This is a genomic window from Streptosporangium sp. H13245 (assembly GCF_055690525.1).
Window position 1 is genome coordinate 1 of record NZ_JBSZKT010000091.1, and the last position, 513, is coordinate 513.

Annotated in this window: 1 rRNA gene; it reads right to left on the reverse strand. The window is 60.4% G+C overall.

Annotated elements, in window-relative coordinates:
- Positions 1 to 439: 439 nt before the first annotated feature.
- Positions 440 to 513: ribosomal RNA gene (locus tag ACW9TB_RS39380) — 16S ribosomal RNA — on the reverse strand; the annotation flags it as partial.

Genomic DNA, 513 nt, shown 5'->3' on the forward strand with positions numbered 1-513 from the left:
CATCCACCGTGTGCCCTAAAAAACTTGGCCACAAAGATGCTCGCGTCCACTATGCAAATCTCAAACAACAAACAGCGACCAAACCCGACCCGCCACCAACACCCGGCACGCAGTACACGTAGGTACCCGCACCAAGCTGGTCTGACAGGAGGATGGTCCCGCACGAGGCCAAACAGACAGCAAGCCCGCCAGAAGCGAGCCCGCCCTTAACGTCCGTTCCCTCAGGACCCAACAGTGTGTTCAACCAGCCCCACCCGCACGGAAACCCCGTTCCCACTCCCTCACACGTGAGGGCGGTACTAGTAGTCCCGGCCATCGGGCCTGGTTGAGTAGCCAGTGCTCCACTAATGAGCGTGTCACGCAGGGAACATTCGCCCCTGACCGCGACGTAGACCCCCAACACCCCGCAAAGGAGTGGATGGGAGCCGGTGCTCCTTAGAAAGGAGGTGATCCAGCCGCACCTTCCGGTACGGCTACCTTGTTACGACTTCGTCCCAATCGCCAGCCCCACCT